The sequence below is a fragment of the Pseudomonas azerbaijanoccidentalis genome (assembly GCF_019145495.1).
GTDB lineage: Bacteria > Pseudomonadota > Gammaproteobacteria > Pseudomonadales > Pseudomonadaceae > Aquipseudomonas > Aquipseudomonas azerbaijanoccidentalis.
In genome coordinates this window covers 105,958-130,120 of sequence record NZ_JAHSTU010000005.1, presented here as the reverse complement: position 1 = coordinate 130,120, position 24,163 = coordinate 105,958, and the positions used below count along the sequence as shown (strand labels likewise).

The window sequence follows — 24,163 nt, the reverse complement described above, 5'->3', positions numbered from 1 at the left end:
TATTACAACAATAAGGAGTCGCTGTCATGCAGCCTTTCAGCTTTGCCACTACGGCGCAGATTCTCTGCGAAACCGGCGCCGCGCAGCGCCTTGCCAATTTGTGCAGTGAACGCGGCGCGCGTCGTGTATTGATCGTCACCGACCCGGGCATTGCTCGACTGGGTATGCTTGATGATGTGTTGCCGGGTTTCACCCTCGCCAAAGTTGCCGTGGCGATCTTCAGTGAAGTGACGGCGGATCCGAGTCAGGCCTGTGTGCTCGCCGCCGTTGAACGGGCACGGCATATTGGCGCCGACCTGATCGTCGGCTTCGGTGGCGGCAGCTCGATGGACGTGGCCAAACTGGTCGCGCTGCTGGCGCATCCGCAGTGCGACCAACCGATCACTGAGTTGTATGGCGTTGACAAGGCCAAGGGGCAGCGTTTGCCGCTGATTCAGGTGCCGACGACTGCCGGTACCGGCTCGGAGGTGACACCGATCGCGATCGTCACCACCGGTGACACCACCAAGATGGGCGTCGTCTCGCCATTGTTGCTGCCGGATCTCGCCGTACTCGACGCCGTCTGCACGTTAGGCCTGCCGCCAGCCGTAACGGCGGCCACGGGCATTGATGCCATGGTGCATGCGATCGAGGCCTACACCAGCAAGCTCAAACGCAATCCGCTGTCCAGCCTCCTGGCGCGAGAAGCGTTACGGCTGTTGGCCTCCAACCTCGACCAGGCCGTGCACAACGGCAGTCACCTGGCCGCGCGCCAGGCGATGTTGCTGGGTGCCTGTCTGGCCGGCCAGGCATTTGCCAACGCGCCGGTGGCGGCGGTGCATGCGCTGGCGTATCCGCTGGGCGGACACTTTCACATCCCTCATGGGCTGGCGAATTCACTGGTACTGCCTCATGTGCTGCGCTTCAACCTGCCGGTAGCGATGGCGGACTACGCCGAACTCGCGCAGCCTTTGCTGGGAGAAAGGCTGCAGGCAGGTGATCAGCAGTCTCGCGCCGATCAGTTTGTCCATGAGTTGGCGCAATTGGGATCTCGTTGTGATTTACCGATCACGCTGCGTGCTGTTGGCGTTCCCAAAGAAAGTCTGGCCCAACTGGCCAGTGACGCGATGCAACAGCAGCGCCTGCTCGTGAACAACCCGCGTGTACTCACCGAAGCCGACGCGTTGGCCATCTATGAAGCGGCGTACTGATGACCGATCTCAGGCAGCGTGCCTGCTATCGGCACTTCACAACGATCAACACCCGATGGCACGACAACGACGTGTATGGACACGTCAACAATGTCGTCTTTTACGGTTTCTTCGACAGTGCCGTGAACAGCGTGCTGATTGAGCATGGAGGGCTGGATATCCATGTAGGTCCGGTGATCGGCCTGGTGGTGAGCTCAGGCTGCGATTACCACGCGCCGGTTGCGTTCCCGGAGCCCATCGAGGTGGCGCTGGCGGTCAGCAGACTGGGTAACAGCTCCGTGCAATATCAGCTTGCGGTATTCCGTGAAGGCCAGGCATTGGCCTGTGCCACCGGGCGTTTCGTGCACGTGTTTGTTGACCGTCTTCAACGCCGCCCGGCGCCGATTCCCGAACGGTTGCGCCTGGCACTGAGTGAACTGGTCAGCGACTGCCCGCCCTCTTCAAACAAGGACCTTGAACCATGAAAGACGCCGTGATTGTTTCCACCGCTCGCACGCCGATCGCCAAAGCCATGCGTGGCGCATTCAATGACCTCAAGACGCCCAGCATGACGGCGATTGCCATTCGCGCAGCAGTGGAACGTGCAGGCATCGAGCCGGGACAGATCGAAGACCTGGTGCTGGGTACGGCCATGCAAAGCGGCACGGCGGCGATTAACCCGGCGCGTCTGTCGGCCCTGGCGGCAGGCTTGCCGATGTCGGTGAGCGGGCAGACGATCGATCGTCAGTGCGCATCGGGCCTGATGGCCATTGCCATCGCCGCCAAGCAGATCATCGTCGATGGCATGCAGGTGACCGTGGGTGCCGGGCAAGAGCAGATCAGCCTGGTGCAGAATGCGCACAATCAGTTGGCGAGCGAGGCGTTCGATACCACCGTGCTGCGCATGAGCGAGCATGCGTACATGCCGATGCTCCAAACGGCCGAACGCGTTGCGCGTCGGTATGGCATCAGTCGGGAAGCGCAGGACGCCTATGCGCTTGAGTCTCAGCTACGCACGGCGGCGGCGCAGGAAGCCGGTTTGTTCGCCGACGAAATTGTTCCGGTCACGACACGCAAGCGAGTCGTCGACAAGGAGAGCGGGGCGGTGAGCTATCAGGATGTCACGCTTTCCCAGGATGAAGGCAACCGGCCGGCCACGCTACTCACCGATCTGCAAGGGCTCAAGCCGATTGTGGAAGGCGGTAGTGTCACGGCCGGCAACGCCAGTCAGTTGTCTGATGGCGCCAGTGCCTGCGTTTTACTCGAGGGCGCCGTGGCTGCGCGGTCGGGCATTGCACCATTGGGCCTGTATCGAGGGATCGCAGTCGCCGGGCTGGCACCGGAAGAGATGGGTATCGGCCCCGTATTGGCAGTGCCCAAGCTGCTCCGTCAGCATGGGTTGAAGGTGGACGATATCGGGTTGTGGGAATTGAACGAAGCCTTCGCCTGCCAAGTGCTGTATTGCGCAGAACAGTTGGGGATCGATCCGGCGAAACTGAACGTTAACGGCGGCGCTATTTCCATTGGGCATCCCTATGGCATGAGCGGTGCGCGAATGGTTGGGCACGCGTTGCTGGAAGGAAAGCGGCGGGGGGTGAAGTTTGTGGTGATCACGATGTGCGTGGGCGGCGGTATGGGGGCGGCGGGATTGTTCGAGGTGTTGTAGCCGAAGCCCGAACATGGGTTGCCAGCGTGAAGGCTGACGTTCAGAAAAGCCGATCAGTTGATCGGCTTTTTTGTGTGCTTTAGGTGAGCTTTGTCAGGCAGCGGCAGTAGATTTGTCACAACGTGGTGATCTGCCCATTGCGATCCAATTCAAACACTTTGTTGCCCTGCAGTTTCTCCTTCAGCCAGCGTCCAGCCTGGCCCAATGGCCGTTGGCGCGCCCATAAAAGGTCGACGCCAATTTGCCAGTCGGTGTGCGGGTAGGCCGAGAGGGGTAGTTCTACCAGTTCGCCCCTGGCCAGCTCGCGCTGGATGAGTTGCCGGGGCAGGGTGGCCCAACCGAGTCCAGCGCGGACCATTTCCAGCAACGCCAGGTAGTTCTCCGCTTGCCACAATTGGGTCGAGCGCAGGTATTCGCTGCTGGGCAGTTTGTTGGCGTGCGCGCTGAATGCCAGGCGTCGATGCACGTGCAGGTCCTCGAACGTAACGGTGTCGAGTTGTGCCAACGGATGATCGGGATGGCAGACGTGCAGCATGATCAATTTGCCCAGTTGCTGGAACGCCAGTTCCTTCGGATAGCCCGGTTGTGAAAACGCCACGCCAAGCTCCGCCTCTCCACTGCTCACCAGTTCACTGACGTCACCGTGCACCGGATGGCGAATGACCAGGTCGACGAAGGGAAACGCCTGCTCGAAGGCCTTGAGCACCGGCATGATCGGCCCGTAGGGCGTTTCAATGGCCAAGGTCAGGCTGGGTTCGACGTTATCCGACAGGCATTCGGCGTGTGCCTCGAAGGTCATGCAACGCTCAAGCACGGCTTCGGCCTGGATCAGCAGTTTGTGGCCGCTGGCGGTGAGGGCAGGGCTGCGGTTGGTGCGGTCGAACAGATCAACGCCCAAATCGGTTTCGAGATTGGCGATCGCTGCGCTGATAGTCGATTGCGTCTTGCCCAACTTACGTCCCGCGGCGGAGAACGAACCGCTTTTGACCACTTGGGCAAACATCTGCAGTTGATCGAGTGAGAAGCGCAATCGGTTAACTCCTGGTTGAACGTGGCGGTTTGAATATCAAGAAGAGTGCTTGAGTGTGCCGCTTGTTCGCCATCGAAAAAAGCGATGGTTGCTAATTTGTTTCATCGCTAAAAGCGCTTGAATATGGCCCTGCGTCAATCGATCCGAGGGTATGCCCCTGGGAATGTCCGCGATCACACCATACGCCGCACCTTCAGGAGCTTGTGACATGAATACACAACGCATTCATCCGGTGGACGAGGTTTTGCCCCTGCGCCAGCTGTTCACTTTCGGCTTGCAGCATGTGCTGGTGATGTACGCAGGGGCGGTGGCTGTGCCACTGATTCTGGGCAGTGCGATGGGGTTGTCCTCGGCGCAGATCATTTTGCTGATCAACGCCAACCTGCTGACGTCCGGCGTGGCGACGCTGATTCAGACAATAGGGTTTTGGAAATTTGGTGCGCGCTTGCCGCTGATTCAAGGCTGCTCGTTCATCGCCCTTGCGCCGATGATCATGATCGGCAAGGAGTTTGGGCTCAGTCAGATATTCGGAGCGGTGATTGCCGCAGGCTTCATTACTATTGCGCTGGCGCCGGTATTCAGCCGTCTGTTGCGATTCTTTCCGCCAGTGGTGATTGGCAGTCTGATCACCATCATCGGTATCTCGCTGATGCCGGCGGCCGCAATCTGGCTGGGCGGCGGCAACCCTGACGCGGCAGATTTCGGCAGCCCCGCCAATCTGCTGCTGGGCTTGGCCACGGTCAGTGTCACGCTAGTGATCTACGCCAAATTCAAGGGCTTTATCGGCAACCTCAGCGTACTGATCGGTTTGTTCGTGGGTAGCCTGATTGCCGCAGCCTGTGGCATGACCCATTTCAGTCGAGTGAGCGAAGCGGCGTGGTTTGAATTGAGTGCTCCGATGGCGTTCGGTGCGCCGGAATTTTCGCTGGTGCCGATTTTGATCATGACCCTGGCGATGCTGGTGATCATGGCGGAAACCACAGGCAACTGCCTGGCCATCGGCAAATTGACCGGCAAGCCAACCACCCAACAAACCCTGGGCAATGCGTTCCGTGCTGATGGCCTGTCGACCATGCTCGGTGGCTTGTTCAACAGTTTCCCCTACAACGCCTTCACTCAGAACACCGGTTTGATCGCGCTCTCGAACGTCAAGAGTCGCTTCGTCGTGGCCGCTGCCGGGGCAATCATGGTGCTGATGGGGTTGTTCCCCAAACTGGGTGCATTGATCGCAGCGGTGCCCACTCCCGTGCTCGGTGGTTGCGCGATCGTGATGTTCGGCATGACCACGGTGGCAGGAATTCAGGAACTGTCGCGCGTGCAGTTCGAAGGCACCCGTAACGGCATCATCGTCGCGGTGTCGGTCAGTGTCGGCGTGTTGCCGATGTCTTTTCCTGCGTTGTTCGAGCACGTCGGCCCTACGCTGAAACTGGTGCTGGACAGCGGCATTTTTCTCGGTGCGATCACCGCCATTCTGCTCAACGTGCTGCTCAACAATGAAAAAAAATCGACCGACAGCGTCGGCGTCTCAGCGACTGAATAGGTCGAATGATCTTTTGTTTTTCCACTGCCCAGGAGTTACCCCATGAATCAATTCACTCAGCTCATACCGGCCGGCGTCAGCGATCTGGATCTGGCGTTGCTGCGCCAGACCATCGCCTTGTCGCAGGCATCAAAACAGCGCGGCCGTCATCCGTTCGCGGCGTTAGTGGCTGACCGCAACGGCAAGGTGATTGTCGAAGCGGGCAACAATTCGATGCCGCCGGAGGGCGATCCTACGCAGCACGCCGAGCTGGTCGCGGTGGCTGCCGCTGCCAAGCTTTTGTCTGCGCAGGAGCTGGAACAGTGCACCCTGTACACCAGTGCCGAACCCTGCTGCATGTGTGCCGGCGCGGTGTATTGGACCGGGATCGGGCGAGTGGTTTATGCCTTGTCGGAGCACTCGTTACTGGGGCTGACGGGAGATCATCCCGAGAACCCGACGTTCTCGTTGCCGTGTCGCGAAGTATTTGCCAAGGGCCAACGCAAAGTCAGCGTATTGGGACCGATGCTGGAAGCCGAGGCTTGCGAACCGCACAAAGGATTTTGGTCACGCTGAAAACTGGAGTCAGCTATCAGGTTGATGAGCCACCCATTGCTTCATTTCTTCAGCAATGAAGTGGCTCATGCTTGAATTCTCGCCACCTCAAACCGGCTCTTGCAAAACATCCGGCGAACACATGACAATAAGAGTCATTATCAGTCGCGAATTATTCCATCGTCATGCCCGCCAACGATTTATCCCTGCGCAGCGCCGTCAATGACCTGTATTGCGACCATCACAGTTGGCTCAATAGCTGGCTGCGCAGGCGTTTGGGTAATGCGTTCGATGCGGCTGACCTGACGCAGGACACCTTCGTGCGGGTCATCAAGGCGCGCAATGCGTTGGAGATTCGCGAGCCGCGACCTTACCTGTCGATGATTGCCAAGGGCTTGCTGATCGACCTGTTCCGCCGTCGATCACTGGAACAGGCCTATCTGGAAGCCTTGGCCGCCATGCCCGAGTTGCAGCAACCGTCGCTGGAAGAGCAGGCGATCCTGTTGCAGGCGCTGGTGGAAATCGACCGCATGCTGCAAGGGTTGGGGGCCAAGGTGAAGCAGGCGTTCATCTTGTCTCAGTTCGAGGGGCTGACGTATCCGCAGATTGCCGAGCGGCTGGGTATCAGCTCGCGCACGGTCAATAACTACATGGCCAAGGCCATGGAGCATTGCTGTCTCATGCAGATCAAGATGCAACTGGCATGAGCCTTTCACCCGCCGAGTTGAAGGCGATCAGCGTCGCGGCCCAGTGGTACGCCCGGCTTCATTCCGGTGTCGCGACCGACGCTGACCGATCCGCCTGGAACGACTGGCTGGTCGCTGACCCTGACCATCTTCAAGCCTGGCAACGCATGGCCGCCGTCGGCGAGCAGATGGCGAGTGTGCCCGGTGCCCTGGCTTCGCCCGCGTTGCGTGGGGCTGATCTGTCCCGGCGTCAGGTAGTTCGCAGCGTGCTGTTGTTGGCGTCCGCCAGTTCGATTGGCTGGTTAGGCTGGCGCAGTGAAATCTCCCAGAGCCTGGTGGCCGATTTTCGTACTGACGTGGGTGAGCGCCGCGAGTTTCGGTTGGCGGATGGCAGCTCGTTGCTGCTCAACACCGACACTTCCGTCAACCTGCGATTCGACGGCAAGCAACGGGTGCTGGAGTTGTTGTCGGGTGAGATTCTGGTGACGACCGCTGCTGATCCGTTGCAGCGCCCGTTCAAGGTGCTCACGCGCCACGGCGAAGTGCTGGCGTTGGGGACACGCTTCATCGTCCGGTCTCAGACACCGGGCGGCGAGGTGGCGGTGCTTGAGAAAGCCGTTCAGGTCCGCCCGGCTGGCGGTGGCGCGATGGTTCGCCTGGAGGCCGGACAATCGATGGCCTTCAACGCTCGCTCGGTGGGGACGCTACGGCGTAACGATGCGTCGGTCGGGGCCTGGCAGCAGGGCAGCATCATCGCCATTGATCGCCCGTTGGGCGAACTGCTCGCCGACATTTCGCGTTATCGCAGCGGTGTGCTGCGCTGTGATCCGCGTATTTCCCAGCTGAAAGTGTCCGGTGCGTTCCCGATCGATAATACGGACAGGGCGTTGGCGGCGCTGGAAAGTGGCCTGTCCCTGCGCGTGACACGCTACAGCCGCTATTGGGTCAACGTGTCGAGCGGTGATCCGAGTTGAGTGTGCAGGTGGGCGTCGACAGACACTTTGGCAATGCGAGCAAGTTTTCTTTCGCAGCGAGCTGAAAAAGTTTTCCTGCATTTGCACTTTTTAAACCCATCGTTCGGCTCATCCCTCAATGAGTTTTTATTGATCGTGTTTTTGGGGGAGGGTAAGCATGTCTCGGGTGTACAAGATGGGTCGTCTGGCGACTGCAGTGAAGGTCGGCCTGATGGTCGCGGCAACGGCGGGTGCCTGGTCGACAGCAACACTGGCGGCACAAGTGCCGGCGCAGCAGCAGGATGCGGTGCAAACCTTCGACATTGCCGGGGGCAGCCTGACCGAAGTGCTCAGCCATTTCGCCAGTGCCGCGGGTGCGGCGATTTCATTCGATGCGCGTCAGACCGAAGGCTTGAAATCCCCAGGGCTCAAAGGCGCGTTTGGGGTCCTTGAAGGTTTCGCGCAGATTCTTGGCGGCAGCGGCCTGCAAGCGGAGCCCCAGGCCAACGGCACTTATGTTCTGCGCCCGGCACCTAAATTCGGCTCGGCACTGGAGCTGGGGGCCACCAACATCAACGGTCAGATGCTGGGCGCAACAACCGAGAACAGTGGCTCCTACACCACGGGCGCGGTGACCATCGATAAGGGCGAGCACTCCCTCAAGGAAACACCGCAATCGATCACGGTGATGACCCGCAAGATGCTCGATGATCAAAACCTCAACACCATCGATCAAGTCATGGAGAAGACGCCGGGCATCACCGTCTATGACTCCACCATGGGCGGCAAGTACTTTTACTCGCGCGGTTTCCGGATGTCGGGCCAGTATCAATACGACGGTGTGCCGCTGGACATGGGCAACCTGTACGTTCAGGCCGACAGCTTCAGTGGCGACATGGCCTATTACGACCGGGTCGAAATCCTGCGTGGCGCAGCGGGCATGATGAAAGGCTCGGGGGGCACCGCCGGTGGCGTCAACTTCGTGCGCAAACGCGGCCAGGCCACCCCGCACACCGAGATCACACTGTCGGGTGGCAGTTGGGACAACTACCGTGGGCAGGTCGATACCGGCGGCCCGCTGAATGACGCCGGCACGATCCGCGGCCGGGCTGTTGTCGCCGAGCAGACTCGGCACTACTTTGTCGACGACGCGAGTCGCAAGGACCAGGTGTACTACGGCGCACTCGATGTGGATGTGAGCCCCGACACGACACTCGGGCTGGGCGTTGCCTATGAAGACGTGGACGCCAATCCGTGCTGGGGTGGCTTGCCGCGCTACAGGGACCGCAGTGATTTGAAGCTCAGCCGTTCGACCTGTCTCGATCCGTCCTGGAACACCTGGCGCAGCAAACGCACCACCGTGTTCAGTGACCTGAAACATCAGATCAACGAAGACTGGACGCTGAAAATCGCCAGTGTTTATACAAAGAACACGCAAGACATCAAATACGCGTTTGCGTCCGGCGCGGTCACGCCAGGCATCAATACCACCGGCATGCTGGGCAGCATGTACGACTACGATCAGGTCGATTACGGTCTGGATGCCTACGTGGATGGCAAGTTTGACGCGTTCGGTCAGCAGCATGAGTTGGTGGTGGGCGCCAATGCCAGTCGCGGGAAAAAAGACGACTTCTACTCGGTGGCGTTTCTGCCGCAGCGGCAGAATGTGTTCAACCCCGACAAACATATTCCCGAGCCGGACGACAGCTACTTCATCGCCAATTCGTCTCGCGGCGGGCCGGTCAATTCGGTGACCAAACAAAAGGGTATCTACTCGATCCTTCGTTTGAAACTGGCGGACCCGCTGACCGTTGTCGCGGGTAGCCGAGTGAGCTGGTACAGCTCCGACACCGATTATGACTTCATCAACACCGGCACTTCGGAACACTCCAGCACCACGGAGACCGGGCAGGTCACGCCATTTGCCGGCGTGCTGCTGGATTTGAACGAAAACCTGACGGCCTACGCCAGCTACTCGGACATCTTTACCCCGCAGGGTAACTACCGTTCAGAAGACGGCTCAGCGCTCAAGCCACTGGTAGGGCAGAGTTATGAGTTGGGGATCAAGGGGGCCTGGTTCGACGGTCGCTTGAACAGCTCTTTCAACCTGTTCCGCACGATCCAGAAAGACCAGGCGCAGACGGACTACAACTCGTCCTGCCCGTCCTCCGATGGCTATTGCTACGTGAATGCCGGCAAGGTGCGCGCCCAGGGCTTCGAAGCCGAGGTCAGCGGTGAAGTTATCGAGCGTCTGCAATTGCTCGCGGGCTACACCTACACCCAGACCAAGACCCTCGATGACATCGACGACAGTCTCAACGGCGCGGCATTCAACACCTATGTGCCGCGACACATGCTGCGTGTGTGGGGCGATTATGCGTTGAGTGGTTCGCTTGAGCGGTTCACCCTCGGTGCTGGCGTCAATGCGCAAAGCGATAACTTCCGTGTGTCTCCCGCCAGTGGAGAGAAAATCACCCAGTCAGGTTATGCGATCTGGAACGGCCGCATCGGCTACCGCATCGATGACACCTGGTCGGTCGCGCTCAATGGCAACAACCTGTTCGACAAGCGCTACTACGCCACCATCGGCACCGAGACTTTCGGTAGCTACTACGGCGATCCGCGCAACTTCATGGTTTCGGTGAAAGCGAGTTTCTGATTCGGAAAGAAAATCGGGAATCTGCTGGTCCGGGCCATAGCGGGGCCAGGTCGGGATGGTGAGAGCAATGCCCGAATCGCAAGAGTCGGGCATTTAGCTTGTAGTCTCTGGGAACGTTAGGTTCGGGAGTACTCTAAAGCGATGCGGTTAATCGCTGAGTCCGCCTCCGGAGCGCCCCATGCCGCCGATCACAACGCGCCTGATTGCACTGTTTGTGCTTTGCCTGACGCTGGCCGTGCCAGCCCGGTCCGACGTCTGCCCGGTCGGTGAAAAACAAGTGTGCGTGGAAATCTGCATCTGTGTGCCTGCGGGCCTCTACCAGATGGCGACACCTGCCCTGGCAGCGTGGCTGACTCAGGCCCGCGCTGAGGCCGCCATCGCCGGCACGCAACCCATCCCGGAGAATATCCGCGAGCCATTGCTGCGCTGGTACGCCCCCAGCGTCCTCGATGCCGTGCTCTATAAAGTCAGCGACAATGGCCAATTCAGCGCCGCCACGGCCATGTTGCAAAACCCCGATGTCGGCGCCGTGACGCTGATCGACATCATCCTTTTCCGCGACGCTCAAGACGCAGAACAGAACGTCGCACTCTGGGCTCACGAACTGAAGCACGTGCAGCAATATCAGGAATGGGGTGTCGATGGATTTGCCCAGCGCTACACAGACAATTTCAACGACGTGGAGGCGCCGGCGTATGCCATCCAGGCTGAGGTCCGGCGGGCGATGCGGGAATCGGCTAAGTGATGTCGAAGCAGATCATCCTTCATCGGCCGTTGTGCGTTGGACCGTGACAAACCACAGCACCCAGGCACTCACGCTGATCAAGGCGCCCAACAAGCTGACGGCCATCCAGCCCCATAAAGCATAAACCTGAGTCGCGGCGACGGCGCCCAGCGCACTGCCGACCGAGTAGAAGCACATGTAGGCACCGACCATGCGGCTTTGGGCGTCGGGGCGTGCAGTAAAAATGATGCTTTGGTTGGTGACGTGCACGGCCTGCACCGCGAAGTCGAGCAAGATCACTCCGCCAACCAGCGCGATCAGGGACGTCTCGGCAAACGAAATGGGTAACCAGGACAGCGTCAGGAGGCCCAGCGAAATGCCGGTCACCCATTGCCCCAAACCTTGATCGGCCCAGCGACCGGCTCTTCTGGCCGCCAACGCACCCGCAACGCCGGCCAGGCCGAACATGCCGATGGCCGTGTGCGAAAGCGACAGCGGCGGGGCGCTCAACGGCAACACCATGGCTGTCCATAGCACGGAAAAAGCAGCGAAAATCAGTAGGGCTAAAAGTCCCCTGACACGCAATGTGGGTTCGCTGATGAACAGTTTGAAGAGCGACCCCATGAGCGCCAGATAAGAATCCTGATGCCTTGGCAGTGCGATGTCGGGCACCGCTCTCCACAGCACCACTGCAAGCGTCAGCATCAGCCCCGAGGACGCAAAGTAAACGGCGCGCCAGCCCGCGAGGTCCGCAATCACGCCAGAGGTAAATCGCGCCAGCAGAATGCCCAGGACGATGCCACTGGTGACCGTCCCCACCGCTTGTCCGCGTTGTGATGGCGTTGCCAGCGTGGCGGTATAGGCCACCAGCACCTGCACCACCACGGCCAATACACCCATCACGATCATCGCGCTCAACAGGGCCAGCCACTGTTGCGCTGCACCGATCGCCGCGAGCGCCATCGCCGACAGCAGGACCTGCGTCAGCACCAGCCGTTTACGGTTCAACAAATCGCCCAATGGAACAATGAACAGCAGCCCCAACGCGTAACCCACCTGAGTCGCAGTTACCACCATCCCGATCATTGATGACGCCACGCCGAGGCTCTGCGCCATTGAATCGAGTAACGGTTGCGCGAAGTAAACGTTGGCAACCGCAAGCGCACAGGTGACGGAAAACAACAACGTGAGCGTCGGCGAAAGGCCTTGCTCATATTGTCTGGCAAAAGAGTGGCTGGTATCTGCTGTCATGAACGCCTCCGTGGCGCTAAACTGGTTTCAAATTAAAACCTAATATCATTCTTGCTGCATCCGGTTTCAAAATGCAACCGTGTTGCGCGGCTCCTACATTCCAGAAGGTCAAAAAGATGGACGAAGACACCTCTCAGCAGAGCAACGAATGCCCGGTAGCCAGAACACTGGAGGCCATTGGCGATCGTTGGTCACTGATGATCATCCGCGACGCTTTCGACGACATTCGCCGGTTCAGCGAATTTCAAAAGAGCCTGGGCGTGGCCAAAAACATTCTGGCGTCGCGCCTGAAAACGTTGGTCGAGGTCGGAGTGTTCGACATCCAGCCGGCGTCAGATGGAAGCGCCTACAAGGAGTACGTCCTGACGGACAAAGGCCGGGAGATTTTTCCGGTGGTGGTCAGCATGCGGCAGTGGGGCGAGCGCTTCCTGTTCAAACCGCACGAGACACGTTCTGTGCTGCTGGACAACCAGACCGGCCAGCCACTGATGCCGATTGAGGTTCGCTCGTCAAAGGGTCGAAAGCTGCAAGCGACTGACTGTCACAGGGTGAGGGTGGTTGAGGGTGAGTAGGTGGAAGCCCGCCTGCGTTACAGCGAGTGTTGCAAGCGGGCTTCAAATACTTACAGCAACTGACGCCACAGCCTATCAATGTCTACTCGAATGCCTGCCTGAACAGCGCCGTTCATATTTGAGTATTAAGACACCCATACATATGTATCTACAGCCCTTACCAACGCACGAGAGACGCCAACGCCCGGGTCTTTAAACTTGCGCCATGGCCACACTTCGACAGTGGGTCTACATCGCTTCGAGGTCGGTCGCATGACCGCTGGCAGCGCAAACGAGCGCTACAGCGTCGACGATTTGATCGGCGTCCAAGCCAAGCAGGTACATGTTTTGGAGAAGAACCATGAGCGCACCACAAAAAGTTGTCATCGTTACCGGCGCGTCACAAGGTATTGGTGCTGAAGTAGTCAAGGCATTCCGGGCGCTCAACTACCGGATAGTCGCGACGTCCCGAAAGATCAATCCGTCAGACGATCCCGACATCCTGACGGTGGTGGGCGATATCGGTGATCCGGCGACGGCGCAGCGAATTGTTAACGAAGCTGTCGCGCGATTTGGCCGGATCGACACGCTGGTGAACAACGCCGGCATCTACATCGGCAAGCCTTTCACCGAACACACCCTTGAAGACTACAACGCCGTCATGAATGTAAACATGTCTGGCTTTTTTCATATCACCCAACTGGCCATCGCCGAAATGGAAAAGCATGGGAGCGGCCATGTGGTTACCGTGACCGGCAGCATAGAGAACGGCATTAGCGGCGCACATACGGCATTGGCCGCGCTGACCAAAGGTGGCTTGAGCGCCGTTACCCGCTCGCTGGCGATTGAGTACGCAAAGCAAGGCATCCGCGTCAACGCCGTTGCACCGGGCGTCACCAAAACGCCCATGCACACTGAGGCGTACTACGAATTGTTGGCTTCACTCCATCCGCTAGGGCGTATGGGGGAACCGAGCGAAATCGCCAGTGCTATCGTGTTCCTGGATTCGGCAGCGTTCATCACGGGAGAAATCCTGCACGTCGACGGCGGCCAAAGCGCCGGCCGGTAACGGACGGGATAGAGGTGCTTTCGCCGGCAGGTACCGCTGTGTATCATCGGCGCAGGCTGATGCTGCCTGCCGCTCGCTTCCGGAAGGAAAGGTGAAAGTATTTCTTCTCTTCCCAAATCCTGTCGCATCTCTTGAGAGTCGAGGTTTGGCAACGCGAGCACCAGAATGCCTCGACCGCAGGAGAAACGATGTTCTCAATCGAGCAAGCCAAGCAAATGGCGAAGAGGCTGCGTGCCTCGATGGAGTCGCGCAACCAAACGCTGACTCATTCCACCGCGCTGGAAACAGTAGCGCATCAGTTGGGCTACAAGGACTGGAACACGGCATCAGCGATGCTCCCCCAGGAAAATACCCAACCCGCGATTACATTCGACAAAGCCATTCCGATTTTACGGATGTTTGACGAAACCAAGGCGCGCGAGTTCTATCTTGATTTTCTCGGTTTCAGCGTCGAATTCGAGCACCGATTCGAAGCCGGTCTGCCGCTGTACCTGGGTATCAGCCGAAACGGTCTACAGCTCCATCTTTCCGAACACCATGGCGATGCGAGCCCAGGATCGACGGTGTTTGTCCCAATGCAAAACATCGAATTGCTTCGGGACGAATTGCAGGGCAAACGTTACGGGTACGGACGTCCGGATATTGTTCAGCAGGGGTGGGGACAGGTTCTGGAAGTGTATGACCCATTCGGCAACCGAATCCGGTTCTGCCAAAGCTGATCGTACTTTGCGGACTGGGTAATCCCAGTCCGCTCTGGACGGCAGCAACAAATGACCGCATAGCCTTACGATGGAATTTTCATCAGAGCCTGTACCGGCTGCACAGCAATAAGGAAACCAAATGCAGTATCGAACTGGAATGGACGCATTTATGCACGGCGTTCGAACGCTCCTTCCATTGACACCCGGAGTGATTCCATTCGGGTTGGTTACCGGTGTGATGGCCATCGAAATGGGGATGTCGCCAGGCATGACGATGGGCATGACACTGCTGTTTTACTCTGGATCTGCTCAGATGGTTGCACTCCAGCTGCTGCATAACGGCGTCTTGCCGGTGGCGATTGTGGTCACAGCCCTGATCATCAATTTGCGCTTTATCATGTACAGCGCTTCGTTGGCACCTCACCTGCATCACTTGCGTCGTCGCTGGACATGGCCAATGTCCTACCTGCTTTCCGATCAGTCTTTCGCGCTTTACAGCCTGAGGTTTTCCTCTGCAGGACCCGATCGGTTCGGGCATTTCTTTTATGCCGGTACTGCTGTGGCCATGTGGCTGGCGTGGCAGCTATCGGTCTTGGCCGGGGTCTTTCTGGGGGCAAGTATCCCCGAATCGTGGTCACTGAGCTTTGCCATTCCCTTGTCTTTTCTGGCGCTTCTCGTTCCCAATCTACGGAGTGCGGCCAGCCTGGGGGCCGCAGCGGTCGGCGGGATGATCGCGGTGTTGGCCGTCAATATGCCCTACAACCTTGGATTGGTGTTGGCTTCAATAGGGGGAGTGTTTGCAGGAGTATTGATCGAGAACATGCGTAAAAGCCCTTTGAATACGGTGAGTTCTGACGACGCCGAGAGGGAGACACAATGAGCGATCTGTCTTTGTGGGGAATGTTCCTGGCGGTAGGCGTGGGAACCTTTTTGATGCGTCTTTCGTTTGTCGAGCTTTATGGCCGATGGCGAATTCCCGGCCTGCTAAGTCGAGCCCTGCAATACGTCCCGGCAAGTGTGTTGGCGGCGTTGGTACTCCCAGCCGTGGTGTATCCCAATGGGCACAGTGAATTCGTGCTCGGCAATCCGCAGATCCCGGCGGCTATTGTTGCTGCCTGGGTCGCCTGGAAGACTCGAAATACTGTCCTGACATTGGCGGCAGGCATGGGAGCACTTTGGGCTTTCAAGTTGATAGGATCATGAACGCGTACCTTCGAAACATCACCCTGCTGAAATGGAAGTCATCTCGTGTTTGAACGTAACAAACTGGTTCCAGAGTTAATGGTCAGTGACCTCGATGGCAGCCTGGCTTTTTGGGTTTCTTGCCTGGGGTTCAAAGTAGCCTATCAACGCCCGGAAGATGGGTTCGCCTACCTTGACTTGACGGGTGCTCAAGTCATGTTAGAGCAGGTTGATCCGGACGCTGGCCAATGGCTGACTGCGCCACTGGCGAAACCTTATGGAAGAGGCATCAATCTGCAAATTGATGTGGAAGCTGTCGCCCCGATCATCCAAAACCTTGGTCATGCAGGATTTCCACTCTATCGAGCCTGCGAGGACACCTGGTATCGCGCTGACCATGTAGAAGTAGGGCAGCGCGAATTCATCGTCCAGGATCCCGATGGTTATCTCATCAGGTTGGTACAGCGCTTGGTTGAAAGGGCGGCTTGTTCGGTCTAAGCCGAGCCACGCAGGCCGTCAGCTTGCCAGAAACCAGAAGGATGGCCGTCTTTCGGTCACTGAGCTGGGTGAGCGTGTAGGCCTGAACCAAGTCATTGCTTCATCAAGTCCCCGGGTTTCCACGCCTTGTCGAAGAACGCCTTGGTCGGGCCATACAACCGCAGGATCACGAAGTAGCCTTCGCCCGGCAGGGTTTTGATCCAGTTTTTGCCGGCGCCCGGTGAGTTCGGGCCGAAGTGCACGTCGATTGAGCCGTCGGCGTTGGCGACGGGTTTATCCATGGTGTTCAGCGACGGGAAGGGCTGGCCGTTGTCCAGGCCTGAGGCGGTGATCGAGTCATACGCGGTCACCGACCAGAACAGCGCTGCCGGAATGCCTTTGGGCAGGCTCAGCGAGTAGCTGTTGCTGCCGGACAGGAACTGGCCGTTGGCATCGACGAACGTGGCCGGGTACTTGGCGCCGACGTTTTCCATGTTCACCGCCATGCCCGGGCTGGCCGAGTAGGCATTGGTGAAGAACCCGGTGCGCGGGTCGATGTAATTGAAGGTGTCGGCGGTGAACGTCGCATTGCCGGGGAAGACGTTCAGCCACTTGCGATCCGGATACCAGGTGCCGTTGGTGACAATGGTTTGTGGCGTGTAGGAAATGGCATGGCCGATCTTGCTCGCGGTTTTCGCGGCCTTGTCGAGCAGGTCGCGGGTGGCCGGTTCCGGATTGAACGGTTTGCCTTTGACGATACCCAATGCGGCGAGCATGCCGCGCATTTCCATGTCTTGCGGGTCAACGTATTCGTGGTCGATGAACCGCGACAACATGTCGAACGCGCTGCCGTCGGTGGGATAGAGCATGTTGACCGGCGTTTGCGAGGCGTTGGGAAACGACATCGCTTTGGCCGTGGCCTGTTTGCCCAGTGGATAGATGCGCGTCTGCTCCATGACCGCGACCGGTGCTTCCAGTTGTTTCGGGTCTTTGAAGAAGCCGCGCCAGAAAACGAATACGCCATATGTGCGCGAGCGGTAGGTCAGGTAGCCCGGCGGTACTTCACCCTGGTAGTCCGGCGGCAACACCAGATACTTGGCGCCCTTGCCTTTGTCCGGCCCCGGCAGCCCGACATCACCGCACCACTGGCGCCCTTCGATCTGGCCTTCGGAGCAGATCGGCCGATGGAAGAAGTCATCGAGAATGCCCTGCAAACCCGGTGGGACTTCGATCACCATCGGACCGTCCTGCTTGAGATCCAGGTAACCCATGGCATAAATCACGTCGGAGTTGGGCGTGGTGACGCGGGTCTTGGCGTTAAGGCGATCCTTCCAGATCGGCAGAACGTTGTAACCGGCGCCGAAGGCTTTTTCCGAGCCTTCCTTCATGGCGTACATGTTCAACGCCGGCAATGCCCAGATGTACGACTGCACGGCGCGCTGGAACAGCAATTCGTGTTGCAGTTGCGCCACGCCCTCCAGTGTCGGGTAGCCGCCGGCAAACGGCAGATCGGCCAGCTGTTCATAGTGCGTGGCAGCCTGGGCGCTGAGGCTGATCGAAATCGCCAGGCCCGTTGCAGTCAGTGATTTTGTAAAGCTGTTCATCGCGAACATCCTGTTCCGGTCAATTGGCTTTTACGACGGCGGGCGGCATCCATTGGCCGTTCAGCGCAGCCGGCTCAGGCCAGTACGCGCGGATGTACAGCGAGAAATCGGCGCCTTTGGGCGTCGGCAGCCAATTGCTTTCCTTGTCCTTGCCCGGCGATTCGCTCTGCACGTAAATCGTCAGCGAGCCATCGGCGTTGGCTTGCAGTGATTTGTTCTTGGTGCCGATGGAGTAACGCTTGAGGTCATTGGGGGAAAAGAAGTGCTGTTCGTTGTACAGCGTCAGCGACCAGAAGCCTTTCACCGGCGGCAGTTGTCCCTTGGCGAAGGTTACGGTGTAGCCGTTCTGCCCATTGAGGCGCGTGCCGGACTTGTCCAGGTCCTGATAGAAGTACTTGGTCTCTTTCTGTTGATTGACGAAGATGTTCGAGCGCGCCACGGCGGTACGGTTGAAGTAGTCGGTGCCAAACGCTGCACCGTTGCTGATGGTGCTCCAGTGATCAAGCAGTTGCAGGCCGTAGTTGCGGAACTGCAGCAGCGGGTCGATCACTTCGCTGTCAGCTTTTTTCGCTTCATCGATCATAGCTGCCTTTAGCTGCGGATCGGCTTTCGCGATGGCGGCGAGGGCGGTCATTTGCGCGTAACGGGCTTCTTCGCCCGGCAACGGTTTGGCGTCGTTGAGCAGCGCTGGCAATTCGTCGAAGAACCTCTCCGGCATCACCCATTTGGTTTCGCCAGTGCCCGCGGCCTGCGCCGGGAATTTCGGCAGTTTCGCCCAGTCGCGCTGTTTGACCTTGCCGTCGTATTGCGACAGCGGATACATGTCCACCCCCGATAGCGACGCCTGAATAGCGTCGCGGTCGGCGGCGGTATCGTTTTGGAACACGCGGGGAATCACGAAGCCGGTGTTGGTGCGCGCGCGAAAGACTTTGGTGATGCCTGCCGGAACCTTGCCATTCCAGTCCGGGCCGGCGCAACGGCACGCTCGTGACTGGCAGTCGCTGTCTTAAAAATGAAACAAATTTGTTGTGTAGAAATATTACTGAAATGTTTCACTTCTATGATTCGAGAGGTCTTTTTCAGGTTCTCTCTCTCATGCGTCGAGTTGTGTTCAATCAAAAAGGAGGCGTTGGCAAATCCAGCATCGCCTGCAATCTGGCGGCTGTCAGCGCTGCCGAGGGCTACAGGACGTTATTGGTGGATCTCGATCCACAGGCTAACTCGACCCACTATCTGACGGGGCTGACGGGCGACGACATCCCCATGGGCATCGCCGACTTCTTCAAGCAGACCTTATCCAGTGGCCCGGCCAGCAAAATGAACCGGGTGGCGATCACCGATACCCGCTACGACAATCTGCATCTGGTCACGGCCAGCCGTGAGCTGGCCGAATTGCAGCCAAAGCTTGAGTCCAAATTCAAAATCAACAAACTGCGGCGCCTGTTGGTAGAGCTGTCCGAAGACTACGAGCGCATCTATATCGATACGCCGCCGTCGCTGAATTTCTATACGTTCAGCGCACTCATCGCCGCCGACCGCGTGTTGATTCCATTCGACTGCGACAGCTTTTCCCGTCAAGCGCTCTACAACGTCATCGCCCAGGTGGCCGAGCTGCAAGCCGACCATAACGAGTCGTTGATCGTGGAGGGCGTGGTGGTCAACCAGTTCGTCGCCCGAGCCAGTTTGCATCAGTTACTGATCGACGAGCTGGTGGCCGAAGGCTTGCCCGTTTTGCCGGACTATTTGAGCAGCACGGTGAAAATGCGCGAGTCCCATGAAGCCTCGATGCCCATGATTCACCTGGCGCCGCGGCACAAGCTTTCTCTGGAATTCGTCAGCCTGTTTTCCGCTTTGGAAAGAGCCGGATGATTGCGACTCAGGGCTTATAGAGCAGCGCATCCACCACCACACCAAACGCTGACGATTGCTCGCGGCGATTGGGGTAGTAAAGATGGTAGCCCGCGAAGGGTTGGCACCAGTCTTCCAGTACCCGCACCAGGTTGCCCTCGGCCAGCTCCTTGGCAACCATGTCTTCGGGCAGGAAACCCAGGCCGCATCCGGCGACGGCGGCGCGCAGAATCGGCACGCTGCTGTTGAACGTCCATTGCCCTTCGACGCGCGCCTTGAGTTCGTGACCGTCTTTTTCAAAATCCCATTGCATCAGGCTGCCATGGGTGGGCAGGCGCAAGTTGATGCAATTATGTGTGGCCAGATCCCCCGGCACCTTCGGCACTGGGCGCTGTTTGAAATACTCGGGTGAGCCCACGACCGCGATGCGCAAAGACGGCCCGATAGGAATGGCGATCATGTCCTTGGCCACCTGATCCCCCAGACGCACGCCAGCGTCGTAACGCTGCGCAACGATGTCGGAGAGGGCGTAGTCGACGGTGATTTCGACCTTGATGTCCGGATAGTCGGGCAGCACCTTCAGCAACTTGGGCCACAAGATATTGTTCGCGGCATGTTCTGATGCTTGAATCCGCACGTTCCCTGCCGGGGTGTCACGAAACTCGCTGACCGCCGCCAGTTCCAGTTCAATCTCGTCAAAGCGCGGCGCCATGGATTGATAAAGCCGCTGGCCGGCTTCGGTAGGCGAGACGCTGCGTGTGGTACGGGTCAGTAGACGAACCCCAAGCCGGGTTTCGAGTGCGCGCATGGTGTGGCTCAGCGCGGACTGCGAGACACCCAGCTGCGCCGCCGCGCGGGTGAAGCTGCCTTCGCGGGTAATGACCACGAAGGCTTGCAGATCGTTGAGATTGGCGCGAGACATTGATGAGAACCTCTCATGGGAGACGCGTGATTATTCCATGTAAGCAGGTTCCGCCTGGAGACGCGACCCCCGAAGCGTCCATCAAAGGGTGAGTGCGTAGAACTCCGTCAGCTTGCCAATGGCCGCGTCGACATAACGCGGCACCCAGTAGGTTTCGATGTGGGTGGCGCCGTCGATGATGAACATTTCCTTATCCTTGGTGCCCGTGGCCTTGGGAAACGCATCCTGGGTCATGTACAGGCTGTCGGCTTTGCTGCCCGCGATCATCAGCAACGGCTGATTGATCAGCTCGATCTGGTTGGTCGAATCGAAACGCATCAGGTCCAGCAGGCTGCTGGTGGTGTACTTGAACGTTGAGTTCGGGTGCGCGTGGGTTTTCCAGTAGTACTCGTAACCCTGGCGATAGAGTTCGAAGGGCAGCTTGGCGATTTGCTCGTCGGTGAGGTTGGCGTCACCCGAATAAAGCACAGCACCGCCGGCCGCTTCCTGGGCGCGCGCAGCGGAAGCCTGTTGCAGGCGTTGCTGAATCGAGTCCAGTTGCGAATCGTTGTAGCCGTTGCGGCGCACCCGACCAGAGTTGAACATGCTGACGGTTGCCAGCGACTTGAAGCGCTTGTCGGTTTGCGCCGCGGCCAGCGAGTAACCACCACCGCCGCAGATGCCGAGCAGCCCCAGGCGCGTGCCATCAACGCCGGCATACTGGGTGATGAAGTCGGCCATGCCATGGATGTCTTCGATGCGATACGCAGGCTTGTCGATGCTACGCGGCTGACCACCGCTGGCGCCCTGATAGGCCGCGTCGGCAGTGATGGTGATGTAGCCCTGTTCGGCCAGGCGCTGGGCGTACAGGCCGGCGACTTGCTCTTTGACGCCACCGTTCGGATGCGCAACCACGACGGTCGGGTAGACCTTCTTCGCATCGTAGTTGGCCGGCGTGTAAACGTTGGCGGCGATGTCCAGGCCATTGAGCTTGTAGCTGACCGGATGGATGTTGACCTTGCCGGGCTCGTTCTTGGTAATGGCGCCGTCGTAAGCCAGTGTGAACGGGTTTTTTTTGTAGTCGGCAGCACCGGCTTCGCCCGCAGAAAGGCCAACCAGCGCCGACATGAGCGTGGCTTTCATAAAAATGTTTTTCACGTGAAGCTCCTGAACAATCAAAAGAGGGACAGTTGAAAAAAAGTGGCTGTGGGCTCTGGTCAGTCCAGATGCTTTTCTTTTAGGAAACTCGACACCAAGTCTGCGATTTGCACGCATGATCCAGCCTGAGTCTGGTGGTTTTCATCGTCCTTTCCCCGAAGCCGCCAGTGCTTGCGTCAGCGCCGCGTTTGCACGCTTGGCCGTCTGCTCGTCGCCGTGCTCAGCCAGCAACGCGATGACTTGACGCAACTGTGCCGAGCTCAGTCCCACCCGCATGCTCGCCAGCATGTGCGAACGCAACTGGGACTCCACACCCGGTGTGGCCGCCAGCGCACCGACGGTTGCCAGTTCGCGACTCTGCCAGTCGAGGTTGTCGCGTTCGAAGATGTCGCCGAACAGGTGGGTTTGCAGAAACTGGTTGATGACCGGGGCAAACTCGAACACCGGCCCCTTGACCGGGCCACCGGAAATTCTGGTTTGATTGGCCAGGCCTGCCACGAGCAATGCCTCGCCGGTCGGGATCGCATGACCGGGCTCACGTCCGGGCTCATCGTGGATGCCGCGCTGTTTGCGCGCTTGCACCACCGACATCAATTCATTCAGGGCATTGAGGCTGCGTGGGAAGCCGACATAGGCATAGAGCTGCACCAGGATTTCCTTGCTCTCACTGACCGTCAGCCCGGCGTTCAGACCTTGATTCAAGGCGGTGTTGAGCTTGGGCATGTCACTGGTTGCCATGAACGCGGCGATCCGTGGAATCGCCTGTTGCCGGGTCGACAGGGTTTCTGATGTGACAGGTGTGCTGGTCATGGGTTGCGCTGCCTCAGCTTTCTGAGCGGTAACGAAAGACATCACCCCAAGGCTCAGACACAGGGTAATCAGCGCGGGGAGGGCGCCAGTCTTGCGATGTACGATCGGTGTGTCGGTGGTCATGGTGAAGGGCTCCATCCTGTTTACAAACCTTGCCCATTCGATTGACCTTCGTACTGCGCATCCGAGACGTGTTCTGCCCAGGTGACGGTCTTGCCGTCTTCGGCTTCGGCGATTGCGATGTGGCTCATGCCGTTGCTGGACGTAGCGCCATGCCAGTGGCGTGTGTGGGGTGGAATCCAGACGATGTCCCCCGGACGGATTTCCTGACGATATTTGCCTTCCTGCTGCACATAGCCGACACCTGCGGTAACGATCAGCGTTTGTCCCAACGGGTGGGTATGCCAGGCCGTGCGAGCACCGGGCTCGAAGGTCACAGTGCCGCCGCCGATGCGGGCCGGAAGCTCGCCTTTGAACAGGCCATCAACTCGTACCGATCCGGTGAAGTTTTCTGTTGCGCCCTTGATCGACGGCTGAGAACCCGCGTGGGTGACGCGAATTTCGTCGGAAGCCTGGGCGCAGGCTTCTGTGGCCATGAGGGATAAAGCAACGAGTGGTGCGATCATGCGGTTCATCGTCCGACCCGCGCCTTGAGGGCTTCGGGGTAACGCTCGCCTTCAATGCGAATCTGCGCCAGTGCCGCATCGATGGACTGGAGTTCGACCTCATCGAGCGTAATGTTGGCCCCGCCGAGGTTTTCTTCCAGGCGATGCAGCTTGGTTGTCCCCGGAATCGGCACGATCCACGGCGCTTGCGCGAGCAACCAGGCCAGTGCGATCTGTGCCGGTGTGGCTTCCTTCTGCGCGGCGATCTGGCGGATCAAAACCACCAGGTTTTGATTGGTTTGCAGCGCGGTTTGGCTGAAACGGGGAACGATGCTGCGGAAGTCATCACTGCCGAAAGAGGCATCCGCCGCAACAGCGCCCGTGAGAAAGCCCTTGCCCAACGGACTGAACGGAACGAAGCCGATGCCCAACTCCCGCAGCGTCGGAAGAATCTCCTGCTCAGGCTCACGCCACCATAGCGAGTACTCACTTTGCAGCGCTGTAACAGGCTGCACGGCATGAGCGCGACGGATGGTTTGCACGCCTGCTTCTGAAAGGCCGAAGTGCTTGACCTTGCCTTCCTGGATGAGCGCTTTCACCACCCCTGCGACCTCTTCGATGGGCACGTCCGGATCGACTCGATGCTGGTACAGCAGATCGATGAAATCTGTTTTGAGCCTGCGCAACGAGCCCTCGACAGCAACCCGAATGTGTTCCGGACGGCTGTTGAGGATCTGCTGTTTGTTGTCATCACCGAAGGTAAAACCGAATTTGGTGGCAATCACCACCTGGTCGCGCACTGGCGCCAGAGCTTCACCGACCACTTGCTCATTCAGGTAAGGCCCGTAAACCTCGGCGGTGTCGAAGAAAGTGACGCCCCGGTCAACGGCAGAGCGAATCAATGAGATGGCTTGTTGGGTATCGGTCGCCGGACCGTAGCCGTGGCTCAGGCCCATGCATCCCAGGCCCAGGGCTGAGACTTCAAGTGAGCTGTTTCCCAGTGTGCGTTTGAGCATTTCTATCTCCCGGCGTTGGTTTCCAGCTT

Annotated in this window: 24 protein-coding genes and 1 pseudogene; 16 read left to right on the top strand and 9 right to left on the bottom strand. The window is 58.8% G+C overall.

Annotation, left to right across the window (positions count from 1 at the left end; all coding sequences use genetic code 11):
* The first annotated feature begins 26 nt into the window (after positions 1-26).
* The 3 genes from KVG88_RS18215 to KVG88_RS18205 are packed head-to-tail and all read left to right on the top strand — an operon-like array spanning position 27 to position 2,835.
* Positions 27-1,190: an iron-containing alcohol dehydrogenase gene (locus KVG88_RS18215; protein WP_217872263.1), complete on the top strand. Its 1,164-nt coding sequence runs from the start codon at positions 27-29 to the stop codon at positions 1,188-1,190.
* Positions 1,190-1,654 carry an acyl-CoA thioesterase gene (locus KVG88_RS18210; RefSeq protein ID WP_217872262.1) on the top strand — a complete coding sequence of 155 codons (465 nt, stop codon included), beginning with the start codon at positions 1,190-1,192 and terminating at the stop codon, positions 1,652-1,654. Before KVG88_RS18215 ends, KVG88_RS18210 begins: the two co-directional genes overlap by 1 nt.
* Positions 1,651-2,835 carry an acetyl-CoA C-acyltransferase gene (locus KVG88_RS18205; protein WP_217872261.1) on the top strand — a complete coding sequence of 395 codons (1,185 nt, stop codon included), beginning with the start codon at positions 1,651-1,653 and terminating at the stop codon, positions 2,833-2,835. The genes KVG88_RS18210 and KVG88_RS18205 overlap by 4 nt, the downstream gene beginning before the upstream one ends.
* Positions 2,836-2,950: 115 nt before the next feature.
* Here KVG88_RS18205 and KVG88_RS18200 read toward each other — a convergent pair whose 3' ends face one another.
* On the bottom strand, positions 2,951-3,865 hold the full coding sequence (locus tag KVG88_RS18200; RefSeq protein ID WP_217872260.1) for a LysR family transcriptional regulator: 915 nt from the start codon (positions 3,863-3,865) through the stop codon (positions 2,951-2,953).
* Positions 3,866-4,073: 208 nt separating this feature from the next.
* Here KVG88_RS18200 and KVG88_RS18195 point away from each other — a divergent pair, with 208 nt between their 5' ends.
* The 6 genes from KVG88_RS18195 to KVG88_RS18170 all read left to right on the top strand — a co-directional run bounded on the left by KVG88_RS18195 (position 4,074) and on the right by KVG88_RS18170 (position 10,982).
* Entirely contained in the window at positions 4,074-5,405 is a 1,332-nt protein-coding gene (locus KVG88_RS18195; RefSeq protein WP_150700801.1) for a nucleobase:cation symporter-2 family protein, read from the top strand.
* A gap of 42 nt (positions 5,406-5,447) precedes the next feature.
* The gene (locus KVG88_RS18190) at positions 5,448-5,960 is read left to right on the top strand and encodes a nucleoside deaminase (protein ID WP_150700800.1); all 513 of its coding nucleotides are present in this window, start codon (positions 5,448-5,450) and stop codon (positions 5,958-5,960) included.
* 164 nt (positions 5,961-6,124) lie between these two features.
* Positions 6,125-6,646: a sigma-70 family RNA polymerase sigma factor gene (locus KVG88_RS18185; protein WP_150700799.1), complete on the top strand. Its 522-nt coding sequence runs from the start codon at positions 6,125-6,127 to the stop codon at positions 6,644-6,646.
* On the top strand, positions 6,643-7,599 hold the full coding sequence (locus KVG88_RS18180) for a FecR domain-containing protein (protein WP_150700798.1): 957 nt from the start codon (positions 6,643-6,645) through the stop codon (positions 7,597-7,599). Before KVG88_RS18185 ends, KVG88_RS18180 begins: the two co-directional genes overlap by 4 nt.
* Before the next feature lie 157 nt (positions 7,600-7,756).
* Complete coding sequence (locus KVG88_RS18175; RefSeq protein WP_217872259.1) at positions 7,757-10,237, top strand: TonB-dependent siderophore receptor; 2,481 nt, start codon at positions 7,757-7,759, stop codon at positions 10,235-10,237.
* Positions 10,238-10,415: 178 nt separating this feature from the next.
* The gene (locus KVG88_RS18170) at positions 10,416-10,982 is read left to right on the top strand and encodes an eCIS core domain-containing protein (RefSeq protein ID WP_217872258.1); all 567 of its coding nucleotides are present in this window, start codon (positions 10,416-10,418) and stop codon (positions 10,980-10,982) included.
* 12 nt (positions 10,983-10,994) lie between these two features.
* On the opposite strand, the gene KVG88_RS18165 is transcribed toward KVG88_RS18170, so the two are convergent.
* The gene (locus KVG88_RS18165; protein ID WP_217872257.1) at positions 10,995-12,212 is read right to left on the bottom strand and encodes an MFS transporter; all 1,218 of its coding nucleotides are present in this window, start codon (positions 12,210-12,212) and stop codon (positions 10,995-10,997) included.
* Between the two features lie 116 nt (positions 12,213-12,328).
* Between KVG88_RS18165 and KVG88_RS18160 the strand changes: the two genes are divergently transcribed.
* The 6 genes from KVG88_RS18160 to KVG88_RS18135 all read left to right on the top strand — a co-directional run bounded on the left by KVG88_RS18160 (position 12,329) and on the right by KVG88_RS18135 (position 16,213).
* The gene (locus tag KVG88_RS18160; RefSeq protein ID WP_217872256.1) at positions 12,329-12,784 is read left to right on the top strand and encodes a winged helix-turn-helix transcriptional regulator; all 456 of its coding nucleotides are present in this window, start codon (positions 12,329-12,331) and stop codon (positions 12,782-12,784) included.
* Positions 12,785-13,124: 340 nt separating this feature from the next.
* The gene (locus tag KVG88_RS18155) at positions 13,125-13,832 is read left to right on the top strand and encodes an SDR family NAD(P)-dependent oxidoreductase (RefSeq protein WP_217872255.1); all 708 of its coding nucleotides are present in this window, start codon (positions 13,125-13,127) and stop codon (positions 13,830-13,832) included.
* A gap of 188 nt (positions 13,833-14,020) precedes the next feature.
* Positions 14,021-14,551: a glyoxalase superfamily protein gene (locus KVG88_RS18150; RefSeq protein WP_217872254.1), complete on the top strand. Its 531-nt coding sequence runs from the start codon at positions 14,021-14,023 to the stop codon at positions 14,549-14,551.
* A gap of 121 nt (positions 14,552-14,672) precedes the next feature.
* Positions 14,673-15,413 (top strand): AzlC family ABC transporter permease, encoded by a 741-nt coding sequence (locus KVG88_RS18145; RefSeq protein WP_150700792.1) that lies wholly within the window; start codon positions 14,673-14,675, stop codon positions 15,411-15,413.
* A complete protein-coding gene (locus KVG88_RS18140) occupies positions 15,410-15,736 on the top strand; it encodes an AzlD domain-containing protein (protein WP_217872253.1) in 327 nt (108 codons plus the stop codon). Before KVG88_RS18145 ends, KVG88_RS18140 begins: the two co-directional genes overlap by 4 nt.
* Before the next feature lie 45 nt (positions 15,737-15,781).
* On the top strand, positions 15,782-16,213 hold the full coding sequence (locus tag KVG88_RS18135; protein ID WP_217872252.1) for a bleomycin resistance protein: 432 nt from the start codon (positions 15,782-15,784) through the stop codon (positions 16,211-16,213).
* A gap of 92 nt (positions 16,214-16,305) precedes the next feature.
* Here KVG88_RS18135 and KVG88_RS18130 read toward each other — a convergent pair whose 3' ends face one another.
* Together KVG88_RS18130 and KVG88_RS18125 are read right to left on the bottom strand one after the other, a co-directional pair.
* Entirely contained in the window at positions 16,306-17,796 is a 1,491-nt protein-coding gene (locus KVG88_RS18130) for a DUF1254 domain-containing protein (RefSeq protein ID WP_217872250.1), read from the bottom strand.
* Between the two features lie 19 nt (positions 17,797-17,815).
* A pseudogene (locus KVG88_RS18125) lies at positions 17,816-18,766 on the bottom strand (DUF1214 domain-containing protein); the annotation flags it as partial.
* 125 nt (positions 18,767-18,891) lie between these two features.
* Between KVG88_RS18125 and KVG88_RS18120 the strand changes: the two are divergent.
* Positions 18,892-19,665 (top strand): ParA family protein, encoded by a 774-nt coding sequence (locus KVG88_RS18120; RefSeq protein WP_217872244.1) that lies wholly within the window; start codon positions 18,892-18,894, stop codon positions 19,663-19,665.
* Between the two features lie 7 nt (positions 19,666-19,672).
* On the opposite strand, the gene KVG88_RS18115 is transcribed toward KVG88_RS18120, so the two are convergent.
* The 5 genes from KVG88_RS18115 to KVG88_RS18095 all read right to left on the bottom strand — a co-directional run bounded on the left by KVG88_RS18115 (position 19,673) and on the right by KVG88_RS18095 (position 24,134).
* A complete protein-coding gene (locus tag KVG88_RS18115; RefSeq protein ID WP_217872243.1) occupies positions 19,673-20,566 on the bottom strand; it encodes a LysR family transcriptional regulator in 894 nt (297 codons plus the stop codon).
* Positions 20,567-20,647: 81 nt separating this feature from the next.
* A complete protein-coding gene (locus tag KVG88_RS18110; protein ID WP_217872241.1) occupies positions 20,648-21,703 on the bottom strand; it encodes an alpha/beta hydrolase in 1,056 nt (351 codons plus the stop codon).
* Between the two features lie 141 nt (positions 21,704-21,844).
* Positions 21,845-22,636 (bottom strand): carboxymuconolactone decarboxylase family protein, encoded by a 792-nt coding sequence (locus KVG88_RS18105; protein WP_217872240.1) that lies wholly within the window; start codon positions 22,634-22,636, stop codon positions 21,845-21,847.
* Between the two features lie 20 nt (positions 22,637-22,656).
* The gene (locus tag KVG88_RS18100) at positions 22,657-23,148 is read right to left on the bottom strand and encodes a (R)-mandelonitrile lyase (RefSeq protein ID WP_217872238.1); all 492 of its coding nucleotides are present in this window, start codon (positions 23,146-23,148) and stop codon (positions 22,657-22,659) included.
* Positions 23,145-24,134 carry an aldo/keto reductase gene (locus tag KVG88_RS18095; protein ID WP_217872237.1) on the bottom strand — a complete coding sequence of 330 codons (990 nt, stop codon included), beginning with the start codon at positions 24,132-24,134 and terminating at the stop codon, positions 23,145-23,147. Before KVG88_RS18095 ends, KVG88_RS18100 begins: the two co-directional genes overlap by 4 nt.
* Positions 24,135-24,163: the final 29 nt, after the last annotated feature.